General features: G+C 69.8%; 5 protein-coding genes. All 5 read left to right on the forward strand.

Going from position 1 to position 6,259, the window contains the following annotated elements; genetic code table 11:
- The first annotated feature begins 156 nt into the window (after positions 1-156).
- Complete coding sequence (locus A9W96_RS21415) at positions 157-2,646, forward strand: hypothetical protein (RefSeq protein WP_067142841.1); 2,490 nt, start codon at positions 157-159, stop codon at positions 2,644-2,646.
- Positions 2,646-3,578 (forward strand): hypothetical protein, encoded by a 933-nt coding sequence (locus A9W96_RS21420; protein ID WP_067142847.1) that lies wholly within the window; start codon positions 2,646-2,648, stop codon positions 3,576-3,578. Before A9W96_RS21415 ends, A9W96_RS21420 begins: the two co-directional genes overlap by 1 nt.
- Before the next feature lie 23 nt (positions 3,579-3,601).
- Positions 3,602-4,756 (forward strand): hypothetical protein, encoded by a 1,155-nt coding sequence (locus A9W96_RS21425; protein WP_066869773.1) that lies wholly within the window; start codon positions 3,602-3,604, stop codon positions 4,754-4,756.
- A 17-nt stretch (positions 4,757-4,773) separates the two neighbouring features.
- Positions 4,774-5,745 (forward strand): sensor domain-containing protein, encoded by a 972-nt coding sequence (locus A9W96_RS21430; RefSeq protein WP_067142844.1) that lies wholly within the window; start codon positions 4,774-4,776, stop codon positions 5,743-5,745.
- Between the two features lie 3 nt (positions 5,746-5,748).
- On the forward strand, positions 5,749-6,259 hold a 511-nt coding region (locus A9W96_RS21435; RefSeq protein WP_156765350.1), incomplete at its 3' end, for a DUF4190 domain-containing protein.

Below are 6,259 nucleotides of genomic sequence, written 5' to 3' on the forward strand. Positions count from 1 at the left end.
GACCACCGCGGGAACCGCCGAGCCGTGGGCCGTCGATCTGCGGGGCCGGCGCGGATGGATCAGGTTGTTCGTCAACACGCCCTCGGCGGCGCGGCTGCGCACCATCGCGCTCCTGGACCCGCCCGTGCACAGCCTCCGCCTGAGCGTGGGCGCACCATGACGCCGCGCTACGGCCAACTCGCCTACACGAGCTTCGACCAGCCGGGAGGCGCGGGGGGCTGGCAGGTCAAGCAGACCGTCGGGGAGCTGTCGGCGGAGGAAACCCAGCGCTTGGCGTCGGGTGTGCGCACCGCCTTTCGGCCGGTGACGCCGCTGCCCGACTATCCCACTCCGGAACAGCTGGACGCGGCGCCGCGGCGCCTCGAGTACCGCCGATGGGCCAGCGATGCGGCGGGCTACTGGCACACCGTCGCCGCGGGTGCAGATAGCACCGGGCGGCCGGGCAACGTGTTCGCGCACGTATTGCTGGACAGGGCACCGGATTCGGTGCCGCGGCTGCGACCAATCCAGCGGTGGGGCTCGCCGGCGTGGTTACGTCCGTTCGGTGCGGCGGCCGTCGCTCGGGCCACCTTGCCCGGTGATCCGCCGGGCGCGGCGCAAGTCGTCACCCGAGAAACCACGATCGCGTTCGCCCTGGACACCAGCACCTGGCGGGTGGGCACCCTGCTCGGATTGCTGGACGCGGTGGCGGCCGCGCTCGACGGGGGCGCACCCGTGGTGTTGGGCGCGGTCTCCGTCGACTCGGCCGCGCAGTGGATCGGCCTGGTGAGTTTCCTCATGTCGCCGGGAACCGCGGCCACCCTGAACTTCAGCACCTTCGATCGCGCCGACCAGCTCGGTCCGGCGCAGCACGCCATCGCGCACCTGGCCGCGGTGCCCATCGCTGACTTGGACACGGTCCCAACCGGTTTCGTGGTCATCGACGAGACCGCGACGCTATCGCTCGGGGAGCTGGGTGGCGATCCGCATCGGACCGCTGCCGGCCAGGCGATCGAGGTCACCGCCTGGTCGGTGATGGCACAGGAAGTGCTGCTCGACCCGCAGTCAGCCCTCGCGGTGCTCGACGAACTCGACCACCGCGCCGCACAAACCCAGGATCGAGACCTGCACCCGGCCTGGCCCCTGGCCGTCACGATCGCCGCCAACGAGGATTTCTCCGCCGCCCATCCCGAAGCGAACGCGATCATCACCGCGCACTCGCCGGCGGGCATCGCCCCCGGATCACCGACCGAACGCCTTGTCGACGAGGCGCTTTCGGCGCTCGTCGGCCAGACTACATCCGACGCCTGGAAGGCAGCCGAACAGCACCTACCTGGATTCGCCGGCGAGCACGCCACGCTGACCTACCTGTGCCGGGCGATCGACGACGACACCTGGCTGGATCAACTGGGTCCGATTCCGTTGGGCCGCAACACCTATCACGGCCGTCCGGTTCCCGAGCCGCTGACGGCCGCCCTCGGGCCGGCTTTGCAGCGGACCGGCGCCACCGGTGACCCGCAACGACTGCTCAAGCTGGTCGATCTGCTGCTGCGGACGGGCGTCGACGACGACCGCCTCACGCAGGCCCTCACCGATCGGGTCGCGGCCCAGCTGGCCGACCCGCACGCAGGGCCCACGCTGGCCCGACGGCTGACGCATCGGCTTGGCCCGGAAACCCGGATCGCCGCGGCCGCCGCGACGCTGCGTCTGAATTGGGAAGGCGCCTCGGCGATCAGCGACACCGTGCTGGACTGGTTCGCCGACGGATCCAGCATGCCCACGCCGGGCGAGCTGCTGGCCGCGCAGCCGTGGGATGCGACGTGGACCCGCGCGGCGGTGTGCGGCATGCGCGCCGAGCGCCATCCGAGTGACGCGGACAGCTTCGCCGAGCTGTGGTGGTTCGCGGCGAACGGATCCCCATACCGCGACGAGCTGGCGGCCCGTCACGTGTGGGATCCGGCGCAATTGCTGGCGGCGGGCGGAGCCGCGTTGAGCACCGCGGCGCTGTTGCCGACGCTGCTGGGGGCACCGGACAGTGAGTCGTTGCTGCGGCTGGCCGACGAGATCACCGCCGCCAACAACGATGACCTCGCGGTGGCAAGTGCCGCGCTGCGCGCGGTGAGCCCGGCGTCCTGGGTGCAGCGCGGCTACATCAGCACCCATCAGCGGGCGTACTGCGGGCTGTGGGATACGGCGTTGGGTGAGATCGGCCCTGGGCGGGTGCACGCCGACTGCGCGGCGCGGGTGACGGTGCTGGCGGCCCTGGCCGTGATCGCCGGACAGCCACGCCCCGTGCTCGCGGCTCAACTGGCCGCCGATCGCGCGGTGGCCGGGGCCGCCGCCGAGCAACTGGTCGCCCTCGCCGATGCCGAAATCGTCACGGCCACAGAGGTGTTGGCGGCCAGCCTGTTGCGCACCGACGCCGCCGAACCGGCGGATGCCGTCGATGCTGTGCTGGCCTCGGCCGCCGCCGCACTGACCTTAGGCCGGCAGTTCAGCGAAGACAACCAGGAGGCGGTGCTCGCGACGATGATGCGGATGGCCGGCAGCAACGAGGCAGCGCCGCCGCGGCGATACCGGAAGCTGCTGAGCGCCATGCTGGCCCGCCGCTCCGACGGGCAAGCGCCGCTGGCTACCCCGCCGGCTCCGATGTGGAGGAACCCCTGATGCCGATCTACGCCCTGACCGCACGTAATCAGCGCGCCCACATACCCGTCGGGCCGCTGTCGGTCTCGATCAGCGGTGCGGTACACGACGCCGCCCTCGACATACAGGGCGCGCCGGGTCAGGCCGTGGTGCGCTCCAGCCCCCAGCATGTCGTCCTGCCCTCGCTGACCGGTCCCGTCACCATCGCCGTGCGCCCCGCCTTCACAACACAATTCGGCGCCGGCACGGTCGTGCATCTCGCGATCGCCCACGATGTGCCCGACGATGCCGACCCCGTCCAGGTGCTGTTCGACCCGGTGGACGTCAGCGGCGACACCGCGGTGGTGTTCGCCGAACTGCGCCCGGCCGGCCACCACATCGAGGTCTCCGTGACCGCCGCGGCCGACACGGCGCTGAGCCCGCTGGCGGCCGCGGCCCGCACCTCGGCGCGGCGTCTCATCGGCCGGGACCGCAAGCAGGCCCACGCTGAACTCGTTGTCGCACTGAACAGTTCGGCGTCGATGCGCCCCTGGTTCGCCGATGGCAGCGCGGCGGCGGCCACCGACGTGGCGGTGGGGGTAGCCGACGCCCTCGGAATCCGCGACGTGGCCGCGGTGCTCGTCGGAGCCGACGTCACCAAGATCGCTGCGGAAAACCACGCCGCCGGGCCGGGTGCGGGGCTCGCCGAAGCGGTGCGCAAGCTACAGCCGCGATGGTCGGCGGGCGCGCGCTGGTCGCGGCTGCGCACCGACATCGCCACCGTGGCCTGTTCGGACTTCCCGGTCAGCGGCGTGCAGCGCGGCTTTGCGTTGATCACCCTGTCCGATGACCGCCGGGTCGCCGGACCGCGGCTGCCGGCGCCGCGCTCGGGGCAAGACGCGGCCGCGGAACTGCTCGCGCATCCGCAGGTGCTCGATGACATCACCGCCGGGCTTGTTCGGGCCCTCACATGACCGCGCCCGCAATCCCGGCGATTTTGACCAAATGCCCACGGTGCTTTGCGCTTTTGGATCCCGACCACCACTTGTGGACACTGGCGCCCACCAGTGGTGCACCCCGCTATCACGACGAGGTCGGCTCGGCGTTCCTGGGCGCCAAGGCCGACATCGGGCCGATGTTCCGGTGGGATCGTCCGCCCGGGTACAACGGCCCGCCGCCGCCGAACATTGCCGCCCAGGCGCTGCGCGGTCCCGTCCTCGAGATCTGCCCGGTGTGCCACTTCACGCTGCCCGATCGATGGCGCGAAGGCCAGGCGTACTGCATTGCGATGGCGGGGGCCCGCGCGACCGGCAAGAGCCTCTACATCGCCGTGCTGGTTCGCCAACTGCAGCTGTTGTGCGAACACCTCGGATTCGCGATGGCGCCCGCGACGCGCTCGACGGCCGTCGCCTACACAACCCATTACGAGACACCGCTGTTCGTGCAGCGCGGCCTGATCCCGCCGACGCCGACGATAATGACCCAGACGTCCACGCAGCGCGAGCCACTGATTTTCAGCCTGGGCACCTGGCATGGGGTGCAGCGTTACCTGGTGCTGCGCGACGTCGCCGGCGAGGACATGGAGTCCGGCAACCTGCATTCCCCGCCGTTTCGGTTCTTCAGCAACGCCGAGGCCGTGTTCTTCATGTTCGATCCGCTTCGGGTGCAATCGATTCGGGATCAGCTCCAGGACCTGCTGCCCCCGCAGATGGTGAGCGGGGGAGATCCAGGCGGCGTGCTCAACAACGTAATGATGGCCATCGGGTCCGGCGAACCACGGCTGGCGGTCATCTTGTCGAAGTTCGACGCGCTGCGGGCGCTGCGCGACGTCGATGGCTCCGAGTGGAGCATGGTGATGTCCAACGCCGGCGCCGCGTATCTGCGTGATCCCTCGGATTCGGTGCTCTATGACGACAACGACGGTCAATTGCTGCACGAAGAGGTGCGTAGCCTGCTGACCCGGCTCAACGCCGGATCCATCATCGCCGGCGTCGAAAACCCCTCCACCCCAAGGCGGCTGAGGCACCGCTTCTTCGTCGTCTCGGCCCTCGGCCAGCCACCGAGCGGGCAGCGACTGCACGCCCGGGGCATCGCGCCGTTCCGGTGCGTCGACCCGGTCCGTTGGGTCACCTCGAGTTTCGGCGTGCTTTAGGTTTCGGCGCGGCGAACATGACCAACCCACCTCAGAACCCGTTCGAGCACAATCCGTTTGGCGGCACGCCGTTCGGGAGTGTCCCGCCCGGGCCTCCGGTGTATTCGGCGCCGGTGCCACCTCCGGACCGCCCACCGGTCAACGCGTTGGCGACGTTGTCGGCGGTGTTCGCGTTCGTGTTCGCCCCCGTCGGGGCGGTGCTGGGGCACCTCGGGCTTCGGCAGATTCGGCGCACGGGTCAGCGCGGCCGCGACCGTGCTCTGGTGGGGACGGTGCTGTCGTACGTGGTGATCGCAGTGGTGGTCGGCGTTTTGGTGGTGTGGCTCACGCGGCCCGACAGCCCTGCCGCCCGCACCGCCGCACCCACCACGGCTTTCCCGTCCGCTGGCCCCGCGATCACGCCGTCCGATCTGGCACGGCTGGTGCCCACTCTCGCCGACGCCAAAGCCATCACCGGTGACGACAAGCTGATACAGGCGGTGATTCTGCGCCGGCCCGAGGATGTTGCGGCCGGCGGACAAACCACCGACCGTCCGGAATGCCGCGGCGCTCTATATGCCGGCGTGCCTGACCTGTACAACGTCGGAGCCCTCGTCAACTACTACATGCCCGTCTTCGCCGACCGGGATGACCCAGCCAACACGAGGTCGATTGACGCTGCCATCGCGGCGTTTCCGGATTCGGCCGCGGCGCAAGCGCAACTGGCGAAGATGTCGTCGGCGTGGCGCCAGTGCGGTGGTCTGCCGGTGAAGATCACGTTCCTCAATAAGAGCACCGTGGCGTTCTCGCTCAACGAGCCGATCGATGCCGGCAACGGCATCACCACCATCGAAGCCGCGGCGCGCGATGACCTGTCGGTGCATGCGATCGCCGCGAAGGCCAACGTCGTGATCGATCTGCTGGTGTCCTACACCGGCAACGACGTGGACCGTGCCCGCCAGACCGCCACGGCCGTCGCCAACCAGATCCTCGACAAGATTCCGGGCTGAACCATGACCAACCCCTGGCAGGGCAACCCATTTGGGCCCCGTCCATTCGGCGGTTCGTTGCCGACGCAAGGTCAGCCACCGCCGCTGCCGCCGTCCGCACCGCGTGACGAGGCGAATGTCCTGGCGACGTTGTCGGTGGTGTTCGCGTTCGTATTCGCACCCCTCGGCGCGATTCTGGGGCACGTAGGACTTTCACAGATCCGGCGCACCGGCCAGCGCGGTCGCGATCGTGCCCTGGTAGGGGTCACGCTCTCGTACGTCTTCATCGCGGTGGCGGTCGTCGCATTGGCCGTCGGGTTAACTCAGGCCGGCAGTCCACCGACGCACCGTGCCGGACCAAGCACGACGACCGCTCCCAGCGCGACGACGACGGCGACCACCACGACACCGCCCCCACCGCCTACCGTTGCGCCCGCAAATCTGGACGGATTGCTGCCCAGCCTCGACGACGTCAGGAACATCGCCGGAGATCCGAATCTCAAGGGCGAGGATCCGGTCCACCAACTCACCCCGC

This window comes from Mycobacterium sp. 1245852.3 (assembly GCF_001669335.1).
Classification (GTDB): domain Bacteria; phylum Actinomycetota; class Actinomycetes; order Mycobacteriales; family Mycobacteriaceae; genus Mycobacterium; species Mycobacterium europaeum_A.

Coding starts and splice junctions, on each gene's coding strand:
- A9W96_RS21415 (WP_067142841.1), top strand. CDS start 157: ATGACGCCGCGCTACGGCCAACTCGCCTACACGAGCTTCGACCAGCCG.
- A9W96_RS21420 (WP_067142847.1), top strand. CDS start 2,646: ATGCCGATCTACGCCCTGACCGCACGTAATCAGCGCGCCCACATACCC.
- A9W96_RS21430 (WP_067142844.1), top strand. CDS start 4,774: ATGACCAACCCACCTCAGAACCCGTTCGAGCACAATCCGTTTGGCGGC.